Here is a 23018-nt window from a genome sequence, read left to right on the forward strand (position 1 = left end):
ATCCGTCACCTGTCAGCTGACATACGCGACCCCGCCCCAACCCCGCAGCCCCGCACCGGCTCAGCCCCACCACCCGAAGAACTCAAGCACCCCGAAAACTCAAGGATCTCGAAAACTCAAGCACCCCGAAAACGCGAGCCCCCAAAACGCGGAGCCCCCAGAGAACTCAAGCAGCAGAACTCAGACCCCAGGCCAAGCCGAAGCCAGCAACTTCCGTGTGTCCGCCAGGAGTTGAGGAAGCACCTTGGTATGCCCGACCACCGGCATGAAGTTGGTGTCGCCGCCCCAGCGCGGCACGATGTGCTGGTGCAGATGGGCCGCGATGCCCGCCCCGGCGACGGCCCCCTGGTTCATGCCGATGTTGAAGCCCTGGGCATTCGAGGCGGTCCGCAGCGCCGTCATGGCCTGCTTGGTGAGCACCGCCAGCTCGGCGGTCTCCTCGGCGGTCAGCTCCGGGTAGTCGGCCACGTGCCGGTAGGGCACCACCATCAGATGGCCGCCGTTGTACGGGTAGAGGTTCAGCACCGCGTACACGTGCTCGCCGCGGGTGACGACGAGCCCGTCCTCGTCGGACTTCGCAGGGATGGAGCAGAACGGGCAGCCGTCGCCCGCCTCGGGCCCGGTGGGTTTGTTCTCCCCCTGGATGTACGCCATCCGGTGCGGGGTCCACAGGCGCTGGAACGCGTCCGGCGTCCCCACTCCGATCTGCTGCTCCGGCTCACTGGTCATGGGGTGCAGCATATGGCGTCCGGCGGGGCCGGCGGAGGGCCGGGGGCACATCCGCGAACGGGGCCCGGCACGGCATCGCGCCGTACCGGGCCCCGCCCTGAGCCTCAGACCTGGACGCGGTCCTCGACGACCTTGACCAGCTTCTCGATGGCCTCCTCGATCGGGATGCCGTTCTCCTGCGAGCCGTCGCGGTAGCGGAAGGAGACCGAACCGGCGGCCATGTCCTCGTCGCCCGCGATGACCATGAAGGGCAGCTTCTGCTTCTGGGCGTTGCGGATCTTCTTCTGCATCCGGTCCGAGGAGGAGTCCACCTCGACCCGCAGCCCCCGCTTCCGCGCCTTCGCCGCGAACTCCTGGAGGTAGGGCACGTGCGCGTCCCCGATCGGGATGCCGAGCGCCTGCACCGGCGCCAGCCAGGCCGGGAAGGCGCCCGCGTAGTGCTCCAGGAGCACCGCGAAGAAGCGCTCGATCGAGCCGAAGAGGGCGCGGTGGATCATCACCGGACGCTGCTTGGACCCGTCCGGCCCGGTGAACTCCAGGTCGAAGCGCTCCGGCAGGTTGAAGTCCAGCTGGATGGTCGACATCTGCCAGGTACGGCCGATGGCGTCCTTCGCCTGCACCGAGATCTTCGGCCCGTAGAAGGCGGCGCCGCCCGGGTCGGGGACCAGCGGCAGACCCTGCTTCTCGGCCACCTTGCGCAGGGTCTCGGTGGCCTCCTCCCAGACCTCGTCCGAGCCGACGAACTTCTCCGGGTCCTTGGTGGACAGCTCCAGGTAGAAGTCGGTCAGTCCGTAGTCGCGCAGCAGGTTCAGGACGAAGGTGAGCGTCGAGTCCAGCTCGTCCGCCATCTGCTCCTTGGTGCAGTAGATGTGCGCGTCGTCCTGGGTGAAGCCGCGGGCCCGGGTGAGGCCGTGCACCACGCCGGACTTCTCGTAGCGGTAGACCGTCCCGAACTCGAAGAGCCGCAGGGGCAGTTCACGGTAGGAACGGCCGCGGGCGTCGAAGATCAGGTTGTGCATCGGGCAGTTCATGGGCTTCAGGTAGTAGTCCACGCCCTCGTCGAGCTGCATGGGCGGGTACATGCCGTCCGCGTACCAGTCGAGGTGGCCCGAGGTCTCGAAGAGCTTCCCCTTGGTGGCGTGCGGGGTGTAGACGAACTCGTACCCCTCCTCCTCGTGGCGGCGCCGCGAGTAGTCCTCCATCACCCGGCGGATGATGCCGCCCTTGGGGTGGAAGACGGCGAGGCCCGAGCCGATCTGGTCCGGGATGGAGAACAGGTCCAGCTCGGAGCCGAGCTTGCGGTGGTCGCGCTTCTCGGCCTCGGCGAGGAACTCCAGGTGCGCCTTCAGCTCCTCCTTCGAGGGCCAGGCGGTGCCGTAGATGCGCTGGAGCATCGGGTTCTTCTCGCTGCCGCGCCAGTAGGCGCCGGCGTTGCGCATCAGCTTGAAGGCCGGGATGGTGCGGGTGGTGGGCAGGTGCGGGCCGCGGCAGAGGTCCTTCCAGCACAGCTCGCCGGTCTTCGGGTCGAGGTTGTCGTAGATGGTCAGCTCGCCCGAGCCGACCTCCACATCGGCGCCGTCGTCCGAACCGGCGGAGCCCTTGATCCCGATCAGCTCCAGCTTGTACGGCTCCCCGGACAGCTCGGCCCGCGCCTCCTCGTCGCTGACCACGCGCCGCGAGAAGCGCTGGCCGCGCTTCTGGATCTCCTGCATCTTCTTCTCGACGGCCTTGAGGTCCTCCGGGGTGAACGGCCTCTCGACGTCGAAGTCGTAGTAGAAGCCGTCCTTGACCGGCGGGCCGATGCCAAGCTTTGCCTCGGGGAAGAGTTCCTGCACGGCCTGGGCCATGACGTGCGCGGTGGAGTGCCGCAGGATGTTCAGCCCGTCCTCGGAGGAGATCTCCACGGGCTCGACCTGCTCGCCCTCGCCGACCACGTACGCGAGGTCCTTCAGCTCGCCCGCGACCCGGGCGGCGATCACGGTGCGCTCACCGGCGAAGAGCTCGGCGGCGGTAGTGCCCGTCGTCACCACGCGCTCTTCCCGCTCGGAATCGCGTTGGATGATCACACGGACGTCTGACACCGGTCTCTCCTGACTGAAGGTGGTCGCGCGGCCGACGAAGAAGCGCGCGCAGGGGAATCGTACCGAGCCGGGGGCCGCCGGAGCGAAGCGGCAAAAACACGCCTGGCACGGCGGCGGCAACGGACCGGACGGCCGCGGCGGACCGGGCCCCGGGAAGCAGAAAACCGGCCCGTCGGCTGACGGACCGGTCTCTTCCGGGTGGGCGATACTGGGTTCGAACCAGTGACCTCTTCGGTGTGAACGAAGCGCTCTCCCACTGAGCTAATCGCCCGGGAACGCACTGAACCATACAGGGGGCGCGCCCCTGCTCCAAACCGCATTCCCGGTACGGGTCTTGATGGGCCGGTGCGGATCTCGATCGACCGGTACGCGTCCTGATCGGTCAGTACGAGTCTTGATCGGTCAGTACGAGTCCTGATGGGTCGGTACGAGTCCTGATGGGTCGATGCGCATCTTGATCGGCCGGTACGCGTCCGGATCGGCCGTGCCGGGCACCGTCCTCGCGGCACGGGCCCTGGTGCCTCCGGCTCACGGGTTCCGCCGACGGCCGGCACCGCACCTCTCCCGCCGCCTCAGCCGACCTCCGCCCGGCTCGCGAGACGCTCCAGGTGCGCGCGCAGCCCGCGTCGCCCGGCGCGCATCATCAGGGCGTGGTTGGCGAGGAACACGGCCCGCCCCGGCACCGCGAGCCTGCGCATCAGCGGCTTGCGCACCTCGACCTCCTGCTCGTAGACCGCCCTGGTGCCAGCGCCGCCGGGTCCGGTACGCACCGTCCAGCGCGCCCAGCCCTGGAGGTCCCCGCTCATCTCGATCTCCAGGACGCCCGAGCCGGGGTCCCGCCTGCGCTCCCGGGCCGTGACGACGAGGTCCACCGGCAGCACCGACCTGAAGCGCGCCCGCCCGCTGTGCTCGTCCAGCGGGAGCACCTCGCGCACCTGCGGCCACCACAGCGGGTAGTTCTCCGCGTCCTCCAGCACGGCACCGACCAGCGCCGGGCGGGCGGGCAGGTACCAGACACTGCGAAAGCGGTAGTGACACCAGTTCATGCTCCGAGTGTGCCTGGCGGGTGCCGTGGGCGATGGGTTGCGGCGTCCGGGGCGGGCACGGCGTTGCGGCGTGCGGGGCGTCGGCTGTGAGGTGCGGGCCGGTCGGGGGCGGTTCCTGTGGCTCCGAGGTCGGTCGCCCGTGCCTCCGGGGGGGCGGGGCCGCGTCGCCCGGTGCCGCCGCCCGGACCGCCCGGACCGCCCGGACCCACGCTCCTCCGCCCCCGGTGGCGCACCGGCCCGGGCGGCGGCACCGGGCCGCGTCGAGGGCCCGGCTGAGTGCCGGCGCGTACGGACGCCGCCCCCACACCACCCCCAGACCACCCGCTGCCAGGCCGGATACCAGCCGCCGCCTCTCCCCGGCTGAGTACGAGCTGAGTATCCGCACCCATGCCCCGGCGGGGCGCGGGCCAGCAGACTCGGGCCATGACGAACACGCCGACACCCGCCGAGGAACTCCGGCTCCTCGACCAAGAGCTGCGTCAACTCGACGTGCGCCGGGCTCAGTTGCTGGCCCGCAGAGCCTGGCTGCTCGGCATGCTCGGCGGGGTGCCGCAGGGACCCTGGGGGCAGCCGCAGATCCCGGGCCGCCGCTGGGGCTCCGCACCGGGGGCTCCCGGGGCCGGGTGGAGCAGCGCGGCGCCACAGGCTCCCGGGGCCGGATGGGGCAGCGCGGCACCCCAGGGTTCCGGAGCCGGATGGGGCAGCGCCGCGTCGGGGGCTCCCGGCTCCGCGGCCCCGCAGGGCCCGGGGACCGGTTGGGGCACCGCGCCGGGCGGAGGCTTCGCCCCGGGGCGCGCCCGTGCCCGCACCCCGATGCACCCCGCCCACCCGGCGGGCGCGCGGCAGGCGGCTCCGGAGGCCTCCGGCCCGCGGGTGCAGAATCTGCTGCTGCTCTTCGGCGGGCTGCTGCTGACCATCGCCGCGCTCGCCTTCACCCTGGTCAGCTGGGGTCACCTCGGCATCGGCGCGCGGGCCGCGGTCCTCGCGGCCGTCACCGTCACCGCCCTCGGCGCCCCGGTGCCGCTGCTCCGCCGCGGCCTGCGCTCCACCGCCGAGGCGCTGTCCGCGCTCGGCCTGGCGCTCACCCTCCTCGACGTCTACGCCCTGCACGCGGTCGCCCTGCCGGACACGGACGGCACCGCCTACGCCGCCGTCTCCCTGACCCTGCTGACCGCCCTGTGGACGGCCTACGGCACGCGCCTCCCGAAGCTGCGCCTCCCGGTCCCGGCGGCGGTCGCCCTGGGCCAGACACCTCTGCTCCTCCTCGCCGCCCACCTCGACGCGGGCCCCTACCTGTGGTCCTCGGCCCTCCTCCTCACCGCGGCCACCGACCTCCTTCTGGTACGTCGGCCGGGACCGCTGCCGGTGCGCCTGGTGGCCGCGGCCTCCGCGCTCACCGCCTTCGCCGTCGCCGTGGCCCTCGCCGCGGAGCGCTCCGCCGAGGCGCAGGGCGCCGGCCCGTCCCTGGGCTCGGCCGCGCTGCTCGGCTGCGCCGGGGCGCTCGCCCTCGCCGCCGCCTGGCGACCGGGGCCGCTGGGGATCCCGGTGCCCTCGGCCGCCGCGGGCGGACTGCTCCTGATCGCTGCGGCGGGCGGCGCCCTGCGCACCCTGCTGCCCGCCGACTGGACGGTGCCCGGCTACCTCCTCTGCGCCCTCGTCCTGCTGGCCGCCACCGGCCACCACCACCTCCGGCCGAGCGGACCCACCGCCACGAAGACGGCCGGTTCAGCTCACACGAAGAAGGCCGGTGCGGATCAGCACGGCACCGCGGCTCCGCAGAACGCCGCGGCCCCCGCCCAGACACCCGCCACCCCCGCCGAGGCGACCGGCGCTCCGGCCCTTCCGCTCGACGTCCTGCGCGGAGTTCTGGGCGCCGCCGCCGCGGTGGCCGCCCTCATCGGCGCCTGGGCGCTGCCCGCCGCCCTGCACACCCTGGCCGCACCGCTCGACGTACTCGACCAGGTGTGGCGCGGCGCCCGCGGCGAACTGCTCGGCCAGGGCCTGGACGAGCCCCGCCCGCTGCCCGCCCTGCTGGTCCTCGCGCTCCTCGCCGCCTGCGTGCGGTACGCGGGCCGTACGGTCCGCAGCGCGCCAAGGGCCCTGCGCGCGGCCGCCGACCCGGCCGCCACCGTGCTCGCCTGGTCCGCCCTGTACTGCCTGCCCCCGGCGGCGGAACTCCCCCATCCGGCCGTGGTCATCGGGCAGTCGGCACTCTGCGCGGCCCTCCTGCTGCTCGCCGTACGGACCAGCGACGCGGCCCTCTCCCCCACCGCGCTGGGCCTGGCGCTGACCTCCGCGGGCGGCGCGCTCTGCCTCTCCCTGGGCACCGAGGCCTGGACACTCGGCACCCTGGCCACGCTCACCGCCCTGTTCACCGCGACCGCCGGGCTCGCCGTCCGGTCCACCGCGAGTTCCGGGACCGGTGCTGCCGCGGCGGCGGGTAGCGGTGCCGGTGCCGATCCCACCGCAACCGGCGCCGGCCCCACGGCAACCGCCCCTGGCGCCACCGAAGTTGATCCCGGTGTCACCGGTGCCACCCACGCATCCGGCACCGCACCCGGCGCCAGTGCCGCACCCACCGCCGGCCCCGCCGCCCAGGTCACCGTCCGCGCCGCCCTGGTCGACGTCCGGGCGGCCCTGCGAGCGGCCGCGGTGGCCGCCGCCCTCGCCTTCGGCACCGGATTCCTCGCGGCCGCGGGTGCCGCCGCCGACTGGCCCGCCGCGCGCACCGCCCTGCTGGTCCTGGTGCCTGCCGCGCTCGCGGTGCTCCTCGCCGGGCGGGTGCTGCGGGAGCCCGCGGGGCGCCTCGCCGCCGAGGTGACCGGGGCCGCCGCCGCGGTGCTCGCCCTCGGGCTCGCCGCCGCGGAACCGCCCGTACTGGCGCTCGTCCTCGCCCTCTGCGGGGTCCTCGCCGCCGCCGAGGCGCTGCACGAGGACCGCAGGCGCGCGGCGGGCCTTGTCTCCGCGGTGCTCTTCGTCCTGGCGTCCTGGGTGCGGCTCGGTTCCTGGGAGGTCACGGCGCCGGAGGCCTACACCCTGCCCGCGACCGTGCCCGCGCTGCTCCTCGGGCTGCTGCGCCGCCGCCGCGACCCGGCGGCCTCCTCCTGGACGGCCTACGGTCCCGGGCTCGCCGCCACCCTGCTGCCCTCGCTGGTGGCGACCTGGCTGGACGGCGACTGGCAGCGCCCGCTGCTGCTCGGCCTCGGGGCCCTCGTCCTCACCCTGGCCGGGGCGCACCGGCGGCTCGCGGCTCCGCTGCTGCTCGGCGGGTCCACCCTGGTCCTGGTCGCCCTGCACGAACTCGCGCCGTTTCTGGTGCAGTTGGCCGACGCGCTGCCGCGCTGGGTGCCGCCCGCGCTGGCCGGACTGCTGCTGCTCGCGGTCGGCGCGACGTACGAACGGCGGCTGCGGGACGCGCGCAGGCTCCGCGGCGCCCTGTCCCGGATGCGCTGAGGCCGCCCGGGCGTCCGGTTCCCCCGGGTGGCCGACGGCCCCGGGGGAACCGGGAGTTGTCCCGGTTCCCTTCGCACGGGTTCGCACGGGGCGCGAAAAGGAAGGACCGTGGGTGAGTTCAGGCCAACCGGCGGCGAATTCCGCTCGCCCCGGGCGAATTTCGGTCCACGGCCGCGCACAAAATCGCGGCGCACGACCGGAACGGAATACGGGGATTCGCATTCCTCCGCCATGGTCACGGATGAGTCACCGTCAGATACCGGAAAGGGAACCGGAATCCGCCACTACGGAATGCGGACACGACCGCGGCCCGGAGGCGAAGGCCTCCGGGCCGCGGAACCGGGTGGGCGATACTGGGTTCGAACCAGTGACCTCTTCGGTGTGAACGAAGCGCTCTCCCACTGAGCTAATCGCCCGGGCGCACGGAGAACATTACCGCATGTCAGGTGTGCCCCCGACCACCCGACGAGCACCCGCGGGACCACCCCGGCCCCCCGCGCCCCGGCAGGTCACTCCTTTATGTTCCAGGGCATCTCCAGGCCGAAGCGCCACAGGTAGACACCCGCGAGCACGGCGATGATCAGCAGCCCGATCGTCGTGAGGATCACGTTGCGGCGCCGCACCCGGGGATCGAGCGCGCGCTGCGCCGCCGCGGTGACCTTGCGCTTGGTCCAGCGCAGCACGAGCTGGGCCCAGACGAACTCGGTCGCCCAGATGGCCATGCCGCCGAAGATCACCAGCCAGCCGGGCCCCGGCAGCGGAAGCATGATGATGCCCCCGACGACCACCACGAGACCCACCACGAAGACGCCGACCTGCCAGCTCAGATGCAGGTACCTGCGCGCCTTGACGAAGTCCGGAGCCCGCGAACCGAGCGGTTTCTCCCCCCGCTCCTCCTTGACCACCACCACGCCCTCCGACGTCTCGTCACTCCCCGTATTCATGCCGCCAAACCTACCCGACAGAAACATGTCACCGGAATGGGCCCACGGACTGAAGAAACACTCCGCCATCCGAGGTACCTAAAGCGACTCAAAACACTCAGAGGGGTTTACAACGGCACCGTAGGTGGCATGTCGATTTCGCCGACGTGCGAATCCCCGAGCGCACACTGAGCGAAAGGCCTTGGCGCTTATGAACACCACGGTCAGCTGCGAGCTGCACCTGCGCCTCGTTGTGTCGAGCGAGTCCTCACTGCCTGTTCCCGCAGGACTGCGGTATGACACGGCCGATCCCTACGCCGTGCACGCCACCTTCCACACCGGAGCCGAGGAGACGGTCGAGTGGGTCTTCGCCCGCGACCTCCTCGCCGAGGGCCTGCACCGGCCCACGGGCACCGGAGACGTCCGCGTATGGCCGTCCCGGAGCCACGGACAGGGCGTTGTCTGCATCGCCCTGAGCTCCCCGGAGGGCGAGGCTCTGCTCGAGGCCCCGGCGCGGGCCCTGGAGTCGTTCCTGAAGCGAACGGACGCCGCGGTGCCACCCGGCACCGAACACCGCCACTTCGATCTCGACACGGAGCTCTCACACATCCTGGCCGAAAGCTGAGGCCGGGCCCCCTGGGAGCCCCCCGGCGCCGTCCACTCGGGGAGACGGCGCGGGCACGGACAAGCGCAGACTGACCGGCGTCGCCGCCGCGGTTCGCCGCGGCGCGCGGCGCCGGTGCGCTGTACGGACGGCAGGCCCCGGCCGGTCACGGCCACCCCTGGTAACGGACGACTCCGGCCCCCGGTCGGGTACGAGCCGCTAGCATCGGCGGGCATCCGACCGACCCAGGCCAGGGAGCGACCCGTGCAGATCACCCATGACACCCGGTGCGCGCTGCTGACCGTGGTGGACCTGGTGAACTCCGCTCCCGAGGAGGACGGCCACGACGCCCTGGGCTCGGTGGCCGACCTCGCCGCGTTCGTCCGCGACCACGACGTGAGCGGTGTCGGCGCGCTCTCCGCCGAGGATCTCGCCGCGGTCCACGCGGTCCGCGGCCGCTTCACCGAGGTGTTCGCCGCCGCCGAGCCCCGGGCGGCCGCCGCCGTCATCAACGAGCTGGTCGCCGCCGCGGGCACCACCCCGCAGCTCACCGACCACGACGGCTACGACTGGCACGTCCACTACTTCGCCCCCGGCGCCTCGGTCGCCGACCACCTCGCCGCCGACTGCGGCATGGCCCTCGCCTTCTTCGTCGTCGCGGGCGAGCAGGAGCGGCTGCGCCGCTGCGAGGCGCCGGACTGCCAGAACGCCTTCGTCGACCTGTCCCGGAACCGCTCCCGCCGGTACTGCGACAGCCGCACCTGCGGCAACCGACTGCATGTGGCCGCCTACCGGGCGCGCCGCAAGGAGGCCGCCGGCTGAGCCGCCGGTCACCGTGCGTCACCGGATGCCGGGCGCCGGAGGGCCTCTTTCCGGCACCGGAACAGCACCTCACAGGAACAGCAGATCGTGCAGCGAGGCCGAGAGCAGCAGGCAGCCGATCACCGCCAGGAAGATCATCAGGGGTGGCTGCGAGAGGGCGAAGAGACAGCCTCGGCGCTCCTGGGTCTCGGCGGGGTACTCGGCCGTGGCCTGGGCCGCGGGCGACGGGGCGGCGGGGGTGCGGGAACTGTCGGGCATCTCGCGATGATCATGACGCAGGGCCGGCGGGCCCCCGCCCAGGGACGCGCAGAAACCAGGGGTCTTCGCCGGATCTTGTGACACGCTTGCCACACTCGGCCGCCCGCCGGGCCCTCGCGCCCCCGCAGCGCCCTCCTCGGCCGCCGCGCTTCACCCGCCGAGCAGGCTGCACACCGTTGCACTTCCCGGGCCCGGGACGCCGGACATAAGGGCCCGTACGCCGCGTCCCGTACGCCCGATCCTGTGGACCGGACCCGGGACCTCGCAGCCCGGTGCCTCAGATGCCGTGCTTCTTCAGGATGGCCTCGATGTCGCTGAAGTCCTCCGAGCCGCCCGTCGCGGGCGAGGAGCCCCGGCGAGCGGCGGGCTGCTGTCCCAGGGGCGGGGCCGCGGCGGCCGGCGCCACGGCCCGGTCCTGGGCCGCGCGCGCCGCCTTGCGCTCCTTGCGGGTGCCGCCGCCGCGGCGCTCCACGGCGCGCGTACCGATGAACAGGAGCCAGGCGCCGCCGAGTACGCCGAAGCCCGCCCAGGCCATCGGGCTGAAGGCGGTGTCCACGGCCCACTCCACGGCGCCGGTCATCACCAGGCCGAGGGGCACCAGGGAGTAGGCGGCGAGCCGGGCGGCCGCGAGGAAGCGCTTGCGGTAGGCGGTGACCCCGGCGATGCCAAGGCCCGCCACGGCTACGGCGGAACACACGGTCTCGGCAAGCATCCGGTCCTCCAGCGGCCTCGGCCGTGCGGGTCACGGCTCTCCCTCCATCCTGCACCCGCTCTCCGTCCGGGGGCCACGGTCCCCCCGCGGGCTCAGGGACATCTCGGGGTCGCCTCTCCTCCCCTGGGCCGGTCGGCCCCTCGTCCGCAGGTCCGAGTTGGGCGTGCGGGCGGCGGGCTGGAACACTGACGGCATGAGCGACTCCACTCCGGCCGGTTCCTCGGCGCCTCCCCTGCTCGACGTCTGGTGCGAGCTGCAGTGTCCGGACTGCCGGACCGCCCTCGCCGACCTGCGCGCGCTGCGGGAGCGCTACGGCGACAAGCTGGAGCTTCGGCTGCGCCACTTCCCCCTGGAGCGGCACAAGTACGCCTTCGCCGCGGCCCAGGCGGCGGAGGAGGCGGCGATGCAGGGCCAGGCCTGGACCTATGTCGAGGCGGTCCTGGAGCGGGTGGCGGAGCTGGAGGCGCAGGGCGAGCCCTTCCTCGTCCAGGTGGCCCGCGAACTCGGCCTGAACGCCGAGGAGTTCGACACCGCGCTGATCGACGGGCGGCACATCCTGATGGTCGACTCCGACCACGCCGAGGGCAAGGCGATCGGTATCACGGGCACCCCGACCTACGTCATCGGGGGCGAACGCCTCGACGGCGGCACGAGCCAGGAGGGGCTGCGCGAGCGGATCGAGGAGATCGCCGACCGGCTGCTCGCCGACGGCAAGGACTGAGCCGCCGCTACCGCAAGGATTTCTCCAGCGGCACCGAGCCGTCCACCCCCGCCTCCGGACCGCCGCCCGGCAGATAGCCCAGGGCGCGCGCGAGCCGCAGGCCGGGGGTGGCACCGCCCGGCAGGGTCACCGTGATGGTGGCGCAGCCCCAGTCGCGGGCGATCTCCTCGGCGGCGAGCGCGGCCACCGTGCCCCGGCCCCGGTGCCGGTCGGCCTCCTGGATCCGCAGTTCCCGCAACCAGGCCACGCCGGGGCCGCGTTCCGGGTCGGTGGCGAGGTGGACCGCGCCGACGGGCCGCCCGTTGACACACACCTGGTAGCGGCGGGACAGCGCGCCGCCCTCGCCTCGCTGGAGCGGCTCCACCGGCCGCAGCGTGGTCGTCATGCCGGGGTTTCTACCCTGCTCCGCGAGTCCGGTACGCCTCCGGACGGCTCGGCAGCCGGAGTCAGGACCGCGGTCGTGCCCGGCTCAGGGGTCGAGGTCCTGCCCGGCGCGCTCCTCGAAGACGCGCATCGCCTTGGCGGTGGCGGGGCCGGGAGCGGCCTCGATCCGGCGGCCGTCCACCCGGTGCACCGCCTGCACATCGCGCAGGGACGAGGTGAGGAAGACCTCCTCGGCGCGCTCCAGGGCGTCGAACGGGAGGTCGGTCTCCTTGGCGCCGGTCCACTCCAGGGTGAGGGCCCGGGTGATCCCGGCGAGGCAGCCGGAGGCGAGCGGCGGGGTGTGGATCTCCCCGTCGAGCACCACGAAGACATTGGATCCGGTGCCCTCGCACAGCCGTCCCGCCGTATTGGCGAACAGCGCCTCGGAGGCCTCCTGCTCGTGGGCCCGGGACAGGGCGAGGACGTTCTCCGCGTACGAGGTGGTCTTCAGGCCGGTGACCGCGCCGTGCTCGTTGCGCCGCCAGGGGACGGTCACGACGGCGGTGGAGTCCGGGCGCCGGGTGGTCCCGGAGAGGGCGACGAGCAGGGTCGGGCCGGTGTCGCCGCGCTCGGAGCCGAGCGGCGAGACGCCTCCGGTGTAGGTGACGCGGATCCGGCCGAGCGGCACCGGCTGGTCCGCGAGGACCGCCTCGACGGCGCGGCGGACCTCGGCCCGGTCCGGTTCCGGCAGGCCGAGGCCGAGGGCCGAGCGGACCAGCCGCTCCACATGCCGGGTCAGGGCGAAGGGGCGGCCCCCGAGGGCCTTGACGGTCTCGAACACACCGTCCCCCACGGTCAGTCCGTGGTCGAACACGGATACCCGCGCGGACTCGGCGTCCCGCAGGGCACCGTTCAGCCAGATCTTCACGCCGCTGATCCTCCACTTGGCTCGTAGGTCCCCGACGCTACCGCGAGCAGCCGGGAGGCTTTCAGTTCGGTCTCGCGCCACTCGCGTTCCGGATCGGAGCCCCAGGTGATCCCGGCGCCGGTGCCGAAGCACAGCCGGGCGGTGCTCCGGTCGGCCCGGAAGGTACGGATCCCGACGGCCAGCTCGCCGCGGCGGCGGTCCGCGTCGACCCAGCCGATCCCGCCGCAGTAGGGCCCGCGCGGCACCGGTTCCAGCGCGCGGATCAGGCGCAGCGCACGGGACTTGGGGGCGCCGCTGACCGAGCCGGGCGGGAAGGCCGCGGCGAGCAGTTCCGGCCAGCCCGCCCCGGCGCACAGCTGCCCGCGGACGGTGGAGACCAGGTGGACGAGGCCGGGATGGCGCTGCACCGCGCAGAGTTCGGGCACGGTGACCGAACCGGGCTCGCAGACCCGGCCGAGGTCGTTGCGCACCAGGTCGACGATCATCACGTTCTCGGCGCGGTCCTTGGCGGTGAGGGCGGACACGCTGCGCCCGGTGCCCTTGATCGGCCCCGAGACCACCTCCCGGCCGCTCCGGTGCAGGAACAGCTCCGGCGAGGCGCAGGCGACCTCCACGCCGTGCGCGGGCAGCCGGATCAGGCAGGCGTACGGGGCCGGGTTGCCGCGGTCGAGCAGGGCGGCGAGGTCGCCGAGGTCGGCCTGCGGCGGGAGCGGTGCGGTGAGCAGCCGGCAGAGGTTGACCTGGTAGACCTCGCCGGCGGCGATCCGGTCCTGGATGGCGCGCACACCCTCCGTATAGGACCGGTGGCCGAGGGAGGTGTCCCAGGCCTCGGGGGCCGGCCCCGGCCAGGCTCCGGGGCGGGCCGGCGGTGCCGCCTGCTCGCGGACCGCGGCGAAGCGGGCGCAGACCAGGCCGCCCTCGAAGTTCTGGCAGACGGCCCAGAAGCCGGTCGAGTCCAGGGCCGCGGGGTCGTCCGTGACGTCGAGGAGACCCTCGGCCAGACGACTCCCGAAGCGGGCACTCGCGGACATATGGCGCACACTCGTGAGTCTAGGCCGGGTGGCCCCCGGGTGCCCTGGAGCGGTCACAGCGCAGCACGCTGCGTAAACGCGTTTTTGTGCTGGCCGGGGAATCCGCTAGAGTTCACCTCGTCGCCGGGCCGCGCGAGCGGGCCGAAACGACAGGCGGACGTGGCTCAGTTGGTAGAGCATCACCTTGCCAAGGTGAGGGTCGCGAGTTCGAATCTCGTCGTCCGCTCGACGTGGGGGATCTTCCCGAACCCCCGCTCACTCCTGGTGGAGTGGCCGAGAGGCGAGGCAACGGCCTGCAAAGCCGTCTACACGGGTTCAAATCCCGTCTCCACCTCCAAGGACGATTAGCTCAGCGGGAGAGCGCTTCCCTGACACGGAAGAGGTCACTGGTTCAATCCCAGTATCGTCCACTCGAACCACTGGCAGCAGAGGTTCGGTCCCGCGCGATTAGCTCAGCGGGAGAGCGCTTCCCTGACACGGAAGAGGTCACTGGTTCAATCCCAGTATCGCGCACGCAGTCACCCGGCCCCGGCCGTGGTCCCGAGGACGATTAGCTCAGCGGGAGAGCGCTTCCCTGACACGGAAGAGGTCACTGGTTCAATCCCAGTATCGTCCACCAGTTGCAGAGGCGGTCCGGTCGCACGGTGTGCGGGCGGGCCGCCTTCTCGTTTCTCCTCCGCCGCATACGGATCTCCCCCACCGCACCCGACACGGCGAAGTCCCGGACCGCTCAAGGCAGTCCGGGACTTCGCGGGTGCGGGCGCACGGACGCGCCCGGGGCCCGGCTCAGGAGGAGAAGAGCATGTGCCCGAAGCCCTTGTGCCGGTGGTGTCCGTACTGCCCGTGGTGGCCCTGCGGGGCGCCCCAGGCGGGGGCCGGGGCGGCCGGGTAGGCCTGCGGGGCGGCGGGCGGGGGCGGCGGTGCGGGCTGCGACCACTGCGACTCCAGGCGGGTCAGGGACTCCAGCTCGCCGTAGTCGAGGAAGATCCCGCGGCAACCGCTGCACTGCTCGATCTGCACGCCGTTGCGGTTGTAGGTGTGCATCGGGGCATGGCACTTGGGACACTGCATGCTCGGCTCAACTCCTCGCCGGTGGGTACGGCTTGGCCGGGGACCGCCCGGCTCCGGTGCAGGGAACCCTACTTCGTCGGGTTCCCCGGCCGGGCGCCCGGTGCGGCGGTCAGGCGCCGGCGGTGGAGCGCTCGGGCCCGGCCCCGGCCGGTGCCGCTCGAAGGCCGGGGGTCGGCTGGCGTACCGCGGGGATGGCGGCGGCGATCGCGGCGGAGAGCAGCGCCACCGCGCAGCCGATCACCAGGCCGGTGCGGAACCCGGTCTCCGAGGTGAAGGTCCGGGCACCCGTACCGGTGGTCAGCTGCGCGAGGACCACGCCCATCACGGCGGCGCCGACCGAGGTGCCGAGCGAACGCATCAGGGTGTTGAAACCGTTGGCCACCGCCGTCTCGGAGAGCGCGACCGAGCCCATGATCAGGGCGGGCATCGCGCCGTAGGCGAGACCGACGCCGCTGTTGATCACCATCAGGGCCAGCATGATGCCCCAGGCGGAGCCCATCAGGGCCAGGGAGAGGGCGTAGCCCGCGGCGATGACCAGGGCCCCGCTGAGCAGGGTGAGCTTCGGGCCGCGGGCGTTGGTCAGCTTTCCGCCGAGCGGGGAGACCACCATCATCATGAGGCCGCCGGGTGCCATCCACAGGCCGGCCGCCAGCATCGACTGCCCGAGGCCGTAGCCGGTCGCCTCCGGGAACTGCAGCAGCTGGGGCATGACCAGCATCCCCGCGTACATCGCGAAGCCGACGAAGACCGAGGCGATATTGGTCAGCAGGACCCTGGGCCGGGCCGTGGTGCGCAGGTCGATCAGCGGGTCGGTGGTCCGGATCTCCCAGCTCCCCCAGGCGAGCAGGAGCACCGCGGAGGCGGCGAACAGGCCGAGGGTGGTCCCCGAACTCCAGCCCCAGTCGGCGCCCTTGGAGACCGCGAGCAGGAGGCAGACCAGACCCGCGCCGAGGCCGAGGGCGCCGGGGACGTCGAAGCGCTGGCCCCGGGCGCCGGGCGGCACGTCCGGGATCAGGAACCAGATCAGCGCGGCGATCACCGCGGCCAGGGCGGCGGAACCCCAGAAGAGCACTCGCCAGTTCGCGTACTGGGCGATGGCGGCGGACAGCGGCAGCCCGAGCCCGCCGCCGATCCCCATGGAGGCGCTGACCAGCGCGATCGAGGGGCTGAGCTGCTCCTTGGGGACCACATCGCGCAGCAGGGCGATGCCCAGCGGGACCACGCCCATGCCCATGCCCTGGAGCCCGCGTCCGACGATCATCGGGACGATCGAGGAGGAGAGCGCGCAGATCACCGAACCGGCGAACAGCGGTACGGAGCAGGCGAGCAGCATCCGGCGCTTGCCGAGCAGATCGCCGAGGCGGCCGACGACGGGTACGCACACGGCGGCCACGAGCAGGGTCGCGGTGATCACCCAGGCCGAGTTGGCGGGCGTGGTGTGCAGCAGCACCGGGAGGTCCGCGAGGAGCGGGGTGACGAGGGTCTGCATGATCGCCGCGGTGGTACCGGCGAAGGCGAGGGTGAGGATGATCGGGCGGGAGTGCGCGGCGGTGTGCGGCGCGGGGTCGAGCGGAGGGTGGGGGGCGTCCGGCATGGGGCACTCCTCGACGGGGACCAGTGGATATGCACCATACACATGGCATGCATCATGCACATCCACGAGGGGGCGTGAGAGAGTGGGACATCCAGCCCCGAGGCCGCCATGCATCCACCCCGCAGGCCCGCACCCGCCCCGATTCCGGACCTTGCCCCCGCACCACCACCCCCCTCCCGCCACCGCAGATCGACACCCGTCCAACCGGAAGGCACCGGGCGCATGACCAAGCCCACCCATGAGGTCGAGTACGAGCAGATGCTGCTCAGCCGCCATACGTTCCTGAACCAGCGCGGCGGCCGCCGCAAGGACGGCCTCCTGGAGCGCAGCGCGTACATCCTGCTCAGCCGCATCCGGGTGCAAGGGCCCATGTCGATCGGCGAGTTGAGCGAGGCCTTCGGTCTCGACACCTCCACCCTCAACCGGCAGACCGCCGCCGCCATGCGCGCCGGTCTCGTGGACCGCGTCCAGGATCCGGGGGGCGGCATGGCCCGCAAGTTCCGCATCACGGAGGTGGGCGAGCGGATGCTGGACGAGGAGCGCGAGGGCATCGTCCGCGCTCTGGACGAGGTCATGACGGACTGGTCGGCCGAGGACGTCCGGGCCTTCGCCGGTTATCTGCGCCGCTTCAACACCGGCATCGAACGCCTCGGCGGACGGCCCTGGCCCCGGGAGGAGTGACGGCGCGGACGGGGCGGGGACTCCGGCGGGCCCGCCCCGCCGGCCGGCGGCGGAACCCCGGCAGGCGCCCTCCCCGCGGCAGTTGACCCCACCCCGGCGATCCGCCCCCGGAACACCGCTCCCCGCGCCGGAATCGCAACGCCCCCGTGCGCACCCGGCAACGAAGACGAAATCCACGCGGCCGAGGATCAACAAAATGTTGAAACGCCGCGCGGGAGGGGATCAGGGCAGGGACACCACCGCCGTGCTCCGCCATGGCGCGCGGCGGCCCGCTCCCGTACGCCCGCCCGCTCCGGAGACCCCATGTCACAGGCACCCGACCCGGCCGCGCCCGACCGGGCAGCAGCCCCCGCGCCCGCCCGCCACCCGGTGGACCAAGTCCCCTCCCCCGCCCGGCTGTTGCTGCTCGGGCTGCAGCATGTGCTGGTGATGTACACCGGCTGCGTCACGGTCCCGCTGGTCTTCGGCGCGGCCGCCGGACTCGACACCTCCACGGTCGGGCTGCTGATCAGCGCCGACCTCCTGGTCGCCGGTGCGGTGACCCTCGTGCAGTCGCTGGGGGTCGGCAAGGTGCTCGGCGTACGGCTGCCCGTGGTCGCCGGGGCCACCTTCACCGCGGTGACACCGATGATCCTCATCGCGGGCGAGTACGGGCTGCAGGCCGTGTACGGGTCGATGATCGCCGCCGGGCTCTTCGGGCTCCTGGTCGCGGTGCCCTTCGCCCGGGCGGTGCGCTTCTTCCCGCCGGTGGTCAGCGGAACCGTGATCACCGTGGTCGGGCTTTCCCTGATCGGCGTCGCGGCGGGCCTGATCGCGGGCGAGGACCCGGAGGCCGAGGGCTACGCGGCCCCGGGCCGGCTGGCCCTCGCGGGCGGCATCGTGCTCCTGATCGTCCTGCTCACCCGCTTCACCCGCGGCTTCCTCTCCCAGCTCGGCGTACTGATCGGCCTGATCGCCGGCACCCTCGTCGCGGTCCCGATGGGGCTCACCGACTTCTCCGCGGCCGAGGACGCCGATTGGTTCGGCCTCGCCGCGCCCTTCCACTTCGGCGCCCCGGAGTTCCCGGTCGCGGCCGTGGTCTCGCTGTGCGTGGTGATGCTGGTGACCTTCACCGAGTCCACCGCCGACATGCTCGCCGTCGGGGAGATGACCGGCCGCCCGGTGGACCGCCGCTCCCTGGCGCGCGGACTGGCCGCCGACGGCGTCTCCGGCGTACTCGGCGGGATCATGAACGGCTTCCTGGACACCGTCTTCGCCCAGAACGTCGGCCTGGTCGGCATGACCCGGGTGCGCAGCCGCTATGTCGCGGCCGTCGCCGGGGGCATCCTCGTCGTGCTCGCGCTCATACCCCGGCTCGGTGAACTGGTCGCCTCCCTGCCGGGTCCGGTGGTCGGCGCCGCGGGTCTCGTCATGTTCGCCACGGTCGCCTCGGTCGGCATCGGGAGCCTGCGCAAGGTCGAGTTCGAGGGCACCGGAAATCTGATGATCGTCGCCGTCTCCCTGGGGGTCGGCATGCTGCCCGTGGTGGCGCCCGACTTCTACCGGGCCTTCCCGACCTGGGTGCAGATCATCGGCGGCAGCGCGATCACCAGCGCCGCCCTCACCGCCTTCCTCCTGAACCTGCTCTTCCACCACACCCCGAGCAGCCGGTCCCGGGCGCCCGCGGACTCCTGAGGCGCCCGGCCCTCCCCCGGCGGGGCCCACCCGTACCGGATCCGTCAGACCTCTCAGGAAGAGGTACCGGACTCTCCGGCAGGACCGGGGGCGAGTCCCGCCATCCGTACGCAGGCCTCGGTCAGGGACTGCTCCGCCTCGTCGAGCGCGCGGTCCGCCCCGGTGGCCTTCACCAGCGCGAGGGCCGCGGACTGGACGGTCACCGCGCGGGCGGGTACGTCGAGTACGGGCCAGGGGTCGCCCTGTGCGGGCACCGCGGGGCCGCCCGCCAACCGGTAGGCGGACAGGAAGCGCGCCCACTCCCCGGGGCCGAGGATCCCGCAGGCGTACCAGGCCGCGGGCCGGGCGAGGTCCCAGGCGGGGTCCCCGGTGCCGAGGTCGTCCACGTCGATGAGCACCCAGCCGCCGCCCCGCTCCCGTACCAGCTGGCCCAGGTGGACGTCCCCGTGGCACAGCGCGCTCCCCGGCACCGGCGCCTCGCCCCTGGCCCAGGGCGGCAGCGCGGACCAGGCGGCGAGGACGGCCGGGGCGGCGGGGTGCGCGGCGGCGCGGGCGCGCAGCCGGGCCACGGCACGGGCCGCCCGGGCGGGGCCGCGCATCGCGGGCAGGCCGGGCGGCAGAACGCCGGGGTCGGTGCGGTGCAGCCGGGCAAGGAGCCGGGCGGCGGCCTCCCAGGGCGCGGCCTCGGGGTCCTCGGGGTCGACGGGCTCGCCGTACGGCCACAGGGTGACCGGCCTGCCGTGCAGTTCCACGGGGCCGGGGCGCAGCGGCGGGAGCAGGACGCCGCCGAGGGCGGGGTGCGCGGCCAGCGCCGTACGCAGGGCCAGTTCGCGGGGGTCGGTGCCGGGGGCGTGCGCCTTGGCGACGGCCTCGCCGTGCCGGACCACCGCGGCGTCCTCGCGGTCGGCGAGCACGGCCCCCGGGGCGGGGCAGGCGCAGCCGTGCTGTCCGGGCAGATGGACCGCGCCGCGCACGGTCGCCGCGAGGGCGCGCAGCACGGTCGCGGACACGGACACCCCCTGATGACTGGTGCCGGGCGCCCGGCGGACGGTGCTCACCGGTACCGGAGACCCGGTGGACGTCCCTTGTACCGGCGAACCGGGGGACGACCTCGGGAGGGAGCCTACGGGGCTGGTCGCGGAGGGCGTACCCCGGGGAAAAGCAATGCCGGCGCAGCTCCCCAGCTGCGCCGGCATCTGTGCCGTCCGCCGCACCCCCGTCCCCACGGGGTTGTTCAGGCCGGATGTCCCCGCCCGGGCCGCTCTCCCGGGCCTGGAGTGCCGCTCAGCGCTCCAGCATCACGCCCACGGACGACGCTTGTGTGACCACTGCGTCCCAGCCGCCGAAGACGACCACGAGCAGGGCCGCCAGGGGCAGGACCATGGCCGCCGCCACCGCGGGGTGGCGGGTACCGGAAGGGCGCACTCCAAGCCCTGTCACGGTACGGCGCACGGTCGCACCTGCGAGGGAGAGGGCGGCCGAGGCATGCGGGGCCTGGGCCCTGCGCCTCTGCGTACGGAGAATGCTCCGTGTCGCGGTGTCCGCCATGCTCCCTCTCCTGACCGAAACGGTGGTCCGATGCCGTCCCCCGGCACCTCACCTGGCGGCGGCGGGCGTCTGGCCTCGGGGGACGAGTGCTGCACCCGCCGCTCGACCTCAAATCTAGGCGCGGGGCCGGTCGGCGACGTCATGCCCTCGTATCGAATGGCGGGCCTCCCGGAGGATGAGCGCGAGCGCGGGGTGTACTCCACTGGGTGGAGACGCGGGGTGGAGATCCGGGCGGGTCCTCGGGGTCTTCCCGGAGGGGTCCCGCCCCGGCCCGGGTGAGGTCGCTCACCCCGGTGATCACCCAGCGCCCGGCTCCCGTGGGCCCAGGGTGACCGCGGGGTGCCTGCCGCGGCCCGGGGCACCCGGCGGCGCGGGCCCCCCGGCGGCGCTGGTCCCGGAGGTCAACCGGCCTGGCGGGCACGGGAACTGACGGAGCGACAGGAGAGGGAGCGGAGCGGGGGCTCGGCGCTGAGGGTCCCTCAAGTCGCCTGCCCCGTACTGAAGACGGCCCAACGGGAAGGCGCGGCCTCTGCGCGCTCCGCCCGCGGTAAACGTAAGCTGTGGCACGTCAGACGGACCAGCGACGGGGATGAACATGGCGATGATGCGGCTCCGGCGCGAGGACCCGCGAGTCGTCGGCTCGTTCAGGCTGCACCGCCGGCTCGGCGCGGGCGGGATGGGCGTGGTCTACCTCGGCTCGGACCGTCGCGGCCAGCGGGTGGCGCTGAAGGTGATCCGGCCGGATCTCGCGGAGGACCAGGAGTTCCGCTCCCGCTTCGCCCGCGAGGTCTCCGCGGCGCGGCGCATCCGCGGCGGCTGCACGGCCCGCCTGGTGGCCGCGGACCTGGAGGCCGAGCGCCCCTGGTTCGCCACCCAGTACGTACCGGGGCCCTCGCTGCACGACAAGGTCGCCGAGGGCGGTCCGCTGACCGCCGCCGAGGTGGCCGCGGTCGGGGCCGCGCTCTCCGAGGGCCTGGTCGCGGTGCACGAGGCCGGGGTGGTCCACCGCGACCTCAAGCCCTCCAACATCCTGCTCTCGCCCAAGGGCCCCCGGATCATCGACTTCGGGATCGCCTGGGCCACCGGGGCGAGCACCCTCACCCACGTCGGCACCGCGGTCGGCTCCCCCGGCTTCCTCGCCCCCGAGCAGGTGCGCGGGGCAGCGGTCACCCCGGCCACCGACGTCTTCTCGCTCGGCGCCACCCTCGCCTACGCGGCCACCGCCGACTCGCCCTTCGGGCACGGGAGTTCGGAGGTCATGCTCTACCGGGTGGTGCACGAGGAGGCGCAGCTCAAGGGGGTGCCCGACGCGCTGGCGCCGCTGGTGGAGGCCTGTCTGGCGAAGCACCCGGAGGACCGTCCGAGCACCCTGCAGCTCTCGCTGCGGCTGAAGGAGATCGCCGCCCGCGAGGCCCAGGGCCTGCCCGAGTCCCGGATCCCGGCACCGCACACCGAGAGCGGCACGACGGAGCGGGTCACCGCCGCGTACCCGGAGCCGCACACCCCGCGCCGCCCCGCCCAGGGTGCCCCGACCGGCCCCCGGCAGACGGCTGCCCGCCCCGGCCCGGCCCGCCAGGGCGCACCCGCCCGGCCGACGTCCGGCCGTCCCACCGCCGGGCGCCCCGCGACCGGTCGGCCCGCCACCGGGCGCGCGCCCCGGCAGGGCGGCAGGCCCGCGCCGCGGAACAGGGCCGGGCGTCCCGCGCCGCGCGGCACCGGCTCGGTGCGCAGGCCCGCCAACCCCCGGCTGCTGCGCCAGCGGCTCATCGTCTTCGTCGTGGTGACGCTGCTCGTCGCCCTCGGCATCGCGGCGGCCCAGGGCTGCCAGGGTCCGGCCAGCGGGCTCGGCGGCCGGCCCGCGGTCCCGGTGAGCGGGACGGGAGCGGCGCCCGGGGAGGCACCGCAGGTCCGGGACGCGTACGCGCCGTAGGGCCCGGGGGACGTACGGGGCCCTCTGCACGGGCGAGGTACGCGTCCGCGCGAAGACGTACGCGCGAGACCTCCCCGGGGGACGTACGCGTCGTAGGTCCGGGCGACGCGCGGGAGGCCGGAGTCGGGCCGGGGCGGGACCGGGGTCGAGGGGCGTCGCGGCGGTCATGTCCGGTTCGGGGGGCGGCAGTTGGCCGGAACGGGTGGCATTCCGCTCGCATCGCGCGATATCGCCCTCTCGGGCGTCTACGGTACCGATGTGCCGCACCGTCCCTCGCGGCCGTCCGAGGAGGACTCCCCCGTGTCATCGCCCTACAGCCCCGCACACGCGCCCGTCGGTGATGTGGGCACCGCGCTCATGCTGATCGACTCCCAGCTCAAGGCCATCCGCGCGGGACGGACCGAGCACGACCCGGAACAGCAGGCGCTGAGCGACCAGTTCATGGCCTCGCTGGGTCCCGAGGGCGCCGTCGCGGTACTGGACGGCACCTGCACCGTGATCTACATGTTCATGAGCTGGCTGCGGCAGGCCCACGAGCACGAGGACAAGGACGTGATCGAGTACGTGGTGCCGACGCTGGTCGCCTCGCTGCGTCTGATGCCCATGAGCGTGCGTCCCGAGACCATCCCCACCATGTCCGCGCTGGTCATCGCCGCGGGCACCGGTGTGAGCCCCACCCTGTGGCGCGAGCAGTACGGCGACTGGACGGAGAAGGAGATCACCGCCCTGGAGGCGACCACCGTCCTGCTCGCCGAGCACATCAGCCGTGTCACCGAGGACCCCGACTTCGCCATCCGCATGGTCACCGAGTCCCTGGCGAGCGCGGAAGACCGCTGAACTCCCGCCGCC

General features: G+C 73.5%; 20 protein-coding genes, 7 tRNA genes and 1 pseudogene. 13 read left to right on the forward strand and 15 right to left on the reverse strand.

What is annotated here, in order from left to right; all coding sequences use genetic code 11:
- Positions 1-180 precede the first annotated feature (180 nt).
- From HFV08_RS22765 to HFV08_RS22780, 4 genes are all read right to left on the reverse strand, one after another.
- Positions 181-741: an HIT family protein gene (locus tag HFV08_RS22765; RefSeq protein ID WP_168541877.1), complete on the reverse strand. Its 561-nt coding sequence runs from the start codon at positions 739-741 to the stop codon at positions 181-183.
- Between the two features lie 92 nt (positions 742-833).
- Positions 834-2810: a threonine--tRNA ligase gene (thrS, locus tag HFV08_RS22770; protein WP_168541879.1), complete on the reverse strand. Its 1977-nt coding sequence runs from the start codon at positions 2808-2810 to the stop codon at positions 834-836.
- Positions 2811-3009: 199 nt separating this feature from the next.
- Positions 3010-3081: transfer RNA gene (locus HFV08_RS22775), tRNA-Val, on the reverse strand.
- A gap of 301 nt (positions 3082-3382) precedes the next feature.
- Complete coding sequence (locus HFV08_RS22780) at positions 3383-3856, reverse strand: SRPBCC family protein (protein ID WP_168541881.1); 474 nt, start codon at positions 3854-3856, stop codon at positions 3383-3385.
- Between the two features lie 423 nt (positions 3857-4279).
- Here HFV08_RS22780 and HFV08_RS22785 point away from each other — a divergent pair, with 423 nt between their 5' ends.
- A complete protein-coding gene (locus tag HFV08_RS22785) occupies positions 4280-7309 on the forward strand; it encodes an SCO7613 C-terminal domain-containing membrane protein (protein WP_168541883.1) in 3030 nt (1009 codons plus the stop codon).
- A gap of 344 nt (positions 7310-7653) precedes the next feature.
- On the opposite strand, the gene HFV08_RS22790 is transcribed toward HFV08_RS22785, so the two are convergent.
- Positions 7654-7725: transfer RNA gene (locus tag HFV08_RS22790), tRNA-Val, on the reverse strand.
- Positions 7726-7818: 93 nt separating this feature from the next.
- Entirely contained in the window at positions 7819-8253 is a 435-nt protein-coding gene (locus HFV08_RS22795; protein WP_168541885.1) for a TIGR02611 family protein, read from the reverse strand.
- A gap of 190 nt (positions 8254-8443) precedes the next feature.
- Here HFV08_RS22795 and HFV08_RS22800 point away from each other — a divergent pair, with 190 nt between their 5' ends.
- Together HFV08_RS22800 and HFV08_RS22805 are read left to right on the forward strand one after the other, a co-directional pair.
- Positions 8444-8857 (forward strand): SsgA family sporulation/cell division regulator, encoded by a 414-nt coding sequence (locus HFV08_RS22800; RefSeq protein WP_003959770.1) that lies wholly within the window; start codon positions 8444-8446, stop codon positions 8855-8857.
- A gap of 243 nt (positions 8858-9100) precedes the next feature.
- Positions 9101-9658 carry a CGNR zinc finger domain-containing protein gene (locus HFV08_RS22805; protein ID WP_168541887.1) on the forward strand — a complete coding sequence of 186 codons (558 nt, stop codon included), beginning with the start codon at positions 9101-9103 and terminating at the stop codon, positions 9656-9658.
- A 69-nt stretch (positions 9659-9727) separates the two neighbouring features.
- On the opposite strand, the gene HFV08_RS22810 is transcribed toward HFV08_RS22805, so the two are convergent.
- Positions 9728-9916 carry a hypothetical protein gene (locus tag HFV08_RS22810; protein ID WP_168541889.1) on the reverse strand — a complete coding sequence of 63 codons (189 nt, stop codon included), beginning with the start codon at positions 9914-9916 and terminating at the stop codon, positions 9728-9730.
- 277 nt (positions 9917-10193) lie between these two features.
- Positions 10194-10628 carry a hypothetical protein gene (locus tag HFV08_RS22815; RefSeq protein WP_168541891.1) on the reverse strand — a complete coding sequence of 145 codons (435 nt, stop codon included), beginning with the start codon at positions 10626-10628 and terminating at the stop codon, positions 10194-10196.
- A 193-nt stretch (positions 10629-10821) separates the two neighbouring features.
- On the opposite strand from HFV08_RS22815, the gene HFV08_RS22820 reads away from it, so the two are divergent.
- The gene (locus HFV08_RS22820) at positions 10822-11349 is read left to right on the forward strand and encodes a DsbA family protein (protein ID WP_168541893.1); all 528 of its coding nucleotides are present in this window, start codon (positions 10822-10824) and stop codon (positions 11347-11349) included.
- A gap of 70 nt (positions 11350-11419) precedes the next feature.
- On the opposite strand, the pseudogene HFV08_RS22825 reads toward HFV08_RS22820, so the two are convergent.
- The 3 genes and pseudogenes from HFV08_RS22825 to HFV08_RS22835 all read right to left on the reverse strand — a co-directional run.
- Positions 11420-11734, reverse strand: a pseudogene (locus HFV08_RS22825) (GNAT family N-acetyltransferase); the annotation flags it as partial.
- 84 nt (positions 11735-11818) lie between these two features.
- Positions 11819-12640, reverse strand: a complete 822-nt coding sequence (locus HFV08_RS22830) for an aminotransferase class IV (protein ID WP_168541897.1) — start codon at positions 12638-12640, stop codon at positions 11819-11821.
- Positions 12637-13671, reverse strand: coding sequence for a chorismate-binding protein (locus HFV08_RS22835; protein WP_168541951.1), 1035 nt, complete (start codon positions 13669-13671; stop codon positions 12637-12639). Before HFV08_RS22835 ends, HFV08_RS22830 begins: the two co-directional genes overlap by 4 nt.
- 153 nt (positions 13672-13824) lie before the next feature.
- Between HFV08_RS22835 and HFV08_RS22840 the strand changes: the two genes are divergently transcribed.
- The 5 genes from HFV08_RS22840 to HFV08_RS22860 all read left to right on the forward strand — a co-directional run bounded on the left by HFV08_RS22840 (position 13825) and on the right by HFV08_RS22860 (position 14290).
- Positions 13825-13897 (forward strand) — tRNA-Gly (locus HFV08_RS22840).
- Positions 13898-13934: 37 nt separating this feature from the next.
- Positions 13935-14008 (forward strand) — tRNA-Cys (locus HFV08_RS22845).
- Position 14009: 1 nt separating this feature from the next.
- Positions 14010-14081, forward strand: a tRNA-Val gene (locus tag HFV08_RS22850).
- 31 nt (positions 14082-14112) lie between these two features.
- A tRNA-Val gene (locus tag HFV08_RS22855) sits at positions 14113-14184 on the forward strand.
- A 31-nt stretch (positions 14185-14215) separates the two neighbouring features.
- Positions 14216-14290 (forward strand) — tRNA-Val (locus tag HFV08_RS22860).
- A gap of 167 nt (positions 14291-14457) precedes the next feature.
- Here the strand turns inward: HFV08_RS22860 and HFV08_RS22865 are convergent.
- Positions 14458-14742: a TFIIB-type zinc ribbon-containing protein gene (locus tag HFV08_RS22865; protein WP_070083150.1), complete on the reverse strand. Its 285-nt coding sequence runs from the start codon at positions 14740-14742 to the stop codon at positions 14458-14460.
- A gap of 109 nt (positions 14743-14851) precedes the next feature.
- Positions 14852-16336 carry an MFS transporter gene (locus tag HFV08_RS22870; RefSeq protein ID WP_168541899.1) on the reverse strand — a complete coding sequence of 495 codons (1485 nt, stop codon included), beginning with the start codon at positions 16334-16336 and terminating at the stop codon, positions 14852-14854.
- 222 nt (positions 16337-16558) lie between these two features.
- On the opposite strand from HFV08_RS22870, the gene HFV08_RS22875 reads away from it, so the two are divergent.
- A complete protein-coding gene (locus HFV08_RS22875) occupies positions 16559-17017 on the forward strand; it encodes a MarR family winged helix-turn-helix transcriptional regulator (protein ID WP_168541901.1) in 459 nt (152 codons plus the stop codon).
- 303 nt (positions 17018-17320) lie between these two features.
- Positions 17321-18691, forward strand: a complete 1371-nt coding sequence (locus HFV08_RS22880; protein ID WP_168541903.1) for a nucleobase:cation symporter-2 family protein — start codon at positions 17321-17323, stop codon at positions 18689-18691.
- A gap of 53 nt (positions 18692-18744) precedes the next feature.
- Here the strand turns inward: HFV08_RS22880 and HFV08_RS22885 are convergent, their stop codons facing one another.
- Positions 18745-19701: a phosphotransferase gene (locus HFV08_RS22885; RefSeq protein WP_312885790.1), complete on the reverse strand. Its 957-nt coding sequence runs from the start codon at positions 19699-19701 to the stop codon at positions 18745-18747.
- 274 nt (positions 19702-19975) lie between these two features.
- On the reverse strand, positions 19976-20239 hold the full coding sequence (locus HFV08_RS22890) for a hypothetical protein (RefSeq protein WP_168541907.1): 264 nt from the start codon (positions 20237-20239) through the stop codon (positions 19976-19978).
- A 589-nt stretch (positions 20240-20828) separates the two neighbouring features.
- On the opposite strand from HFV08_RS22890, the gene HFV08_RS22895 reads away from it, so the two are divergent.
- Positions 20829-22169, forward strand: coding sequence for a serine/threonine-protein kinase (locus HFV08_RS22895; protein WP_210430650.1), 1341 nt, complete (start codon positions 20829-20831; stop codon positions 22167-22169).
- Positions 22170-22469: 300 nt separating this feature from the next.
- On the forward strand, positions 22470-23006 hold the full coding sequence (locus HFV08_RS22900) for a hypothetical protein (RefSeq protein ID WP_168541909.1): 537 nt from the start codon (positions 22470-22472) through the stop codon (positions 23004-23006).
- The last annotated feature ends 12 nt before the right edge of the window (positions 23007-23018 follow it).

This window comes from Streptomyces physcomitrii (assembly GCF_012273655.1).
Classification (GTDB): Bacteria; Actinomycetota; Actinomycetes; order Streptomycetales; family Streptomycetaceae; genus Streptomyces; species Streptomyces physcomitrii.

What these genes read in the sequence shown, in the direction of transcription:
- HFV08_RS22875 (WP_168541901.1), top strand. Translation starts at nt 16,559, where the DNA reads ATGACCAAGCCCACCCATGAGGTCGAGTACGAGCAGATGCTGCTCAGC.
- HFV08_RS22890 (WP_168541907.1), bottom strand. Translation starts at nt 20,239, where the DNA reads ATGGCGGACACCGCGACACGGAGCATTCTCCGTACGCAGAGGCGCAGG.
- HFV08_RS22780 (WP_168541881.1), bottom strand. Translation starts at nt 3,856, where the DNA reads ATGAACTGGTGTCACTACCGCTTTCGCAGTGTCTGGTACCTGCCCGCC.
- HFV08_RS22795 (WP_168541885.1), bottom strand. Translation starts at nt 8,253, where the DNA reads ATGAATACGGGGAGTGACGAGACGTCGGAGGGCGTGGTGGTGGTCAAG.
- HFV08_RS22765 (WP_168541877.1), bottom strand. Translation starts at nt 741, where the DNA reads ATGCTGCACCCCATGACCAGTGAGCCGGAGCAGCAGATCGGAGTGGGG.
- HFV08_RS22820 (WP_168541893.1), top strand. Translation starts at nt 10,822, where the DNA reads ATGAGCGACTCCACTCCGGCCGGTTCCTCGGCGCCTCCCCTGCTCGAC.
- HFV08_RS22865 (WP_070083150.1), bottom strand. Translation starts at nt 14,742, where the DNA reads ATGCAGTGTCCCAAGTGCCATGCCCCGATGCACACCTACAACCGCAAC.
- HFV08_RS22785 (WP_168541883.1), top strand. Translation starts at nt 4,280, where the DNA reads ATGACGAACACGCCGACACCCGCCGAGGAACTCCGGCTCCTCGACCAA.
- HFV08_RS22895 (WP_210430650.1), top strand. Translation starts at nt 20,829, where the DNA reads ATGAACATGGCGATGATGCGGCTCCGGCGCGAGGACCCGCGAGTCGTC.
- HFV08_RS22880 (WP_168541903.1), top strand. Translation starts at nt 17,321, where the DNA reads ATGTCACAGGCACCCGACCCGGCCGCGCCCGACCGGGCAGCAGCCCCC.
- HFV08_RS22870 (WP_168541899.1), bottom strand. Translation starts at nt 16,336, where the DNA reads ATGCCGGACGCCCCCCACCCTCCGCTCGACCCCGCGCCGCACACCGCC.
- HFV08_RS22810 (WP_168541889.1), bottom strand. Translation starts at nt 9,916, where the DNA reads ATGCCCGACAGTTCCCGCACCCCCGCCGCCCCGTCGCCCGCGGCCCAG.
- HFV08_RS22815 (WP_168541891.1), bottom strand. Translation starts at nt 10,628, where the DNA reads ATGCTTGCCGAGACCGTGTGTTCCGCCGTAGCCGTGGCGGGCCTTGGC.
- HFV08_RS22800 (WP_003959770.1), top strand. Translation starts at nt 8,444, where the DNA reads ATGAACACCACGGTCAGCTGCGAGCTGCACCTGCGCCTCGTTGTGTCG.
- HFV08_RS22835 (WP_168541951.1), bottom strand. Translation starts at nt 13,671, where the DNA reads ATGTCCGCGAGTGCCCGCTTCGGGAGTCGTCTGGCCGAGGGTCTCCTC.